Raw genomic sequence first — 716 nt, 5'->3', positions numbered from 1 at the left:
TTGAATGCAACGTAGCTTTCAGGTCATCGGAAACAACGAGTTGCAGGAGATCACCGTGCAGAAGTTCATCACCCCCGCCCCGGTCGCCGCCGTCCTCGACATCCCCGCCGGACGCATCCGCTTCATCGCCGCCGACCGCACCGACACCACCGTCGAGATCCTCCCCGCGGACGCCACCAAGAGCCGCGACATCAAGGCCGCCGAGCAGATCACGGTCACCCACCACGACGACACCCTGCACATCCAGGCCCCGGCAGCAGCAAACCGGATCCTGGGCAACCCCGGAGCCGTCGAGATCACCGTCCAGCTGCCCACCGGCTCCCGCATCGACGCCAAGACCGCCACCGCCGAGATCCGCGGCGTCGGACGCCTCGGCGACGTCACCCTCAACAGCGCACACGGCACCGTCAAGCTCGACGAAACCGCAAGCGCCCACCTCACCCTCGCCGCAGGCGACATCACCATCGGCCGCCTCAACGGCCCCGCCCAGCTCACCACCCAGAAGGGCAACCTCCACATCACCGAAGCCACCCACGGCACCCTCACCCTGCGCACCGAGCACGGCGACATCTCCATCGGCGCCGCCCGCGGCACCTCCGCCACCCTGGACGCCGGCACCTCCTACGGCCGCATCCACAACACACTCAAGAACACCGACGGCACCCACACCCAGCTCGACATCCACGCCACCACCGCCTACGGCAACATCACCGCCC

General features: G+C 68.2%; 1 protein-coding gene. It reads left to right on the top strand.

Annotation, left to right across the window (positions count from 1 at the left end; genetic code table 11):
* Positions 1-55 precede the first annotated feature (55 nt).
* Positions 56-716, top strand: a 661-nt coding sequence (locus tag V7793_RS37970) for a DUF4097 family beta strand repeat-containing protein (protein WP_336014316.1), incomplete at its 3' end; no start/stop codon positions are given.

Origin of the sequence: Streptomyces sp. KLMMK (genome assembly GCF_036961605.1) — a bacterium.
GTDB lineage: Bacteria > Actinomycetota > Actinomycetes > Streptomycetales > Streptomycetaceae > Streptomyces > Streptomyces telluris.
Note: the sequence above shows the minus strand (reverse complement) of the source record. Positions and strands in the feature narration are given on the sequence as shown.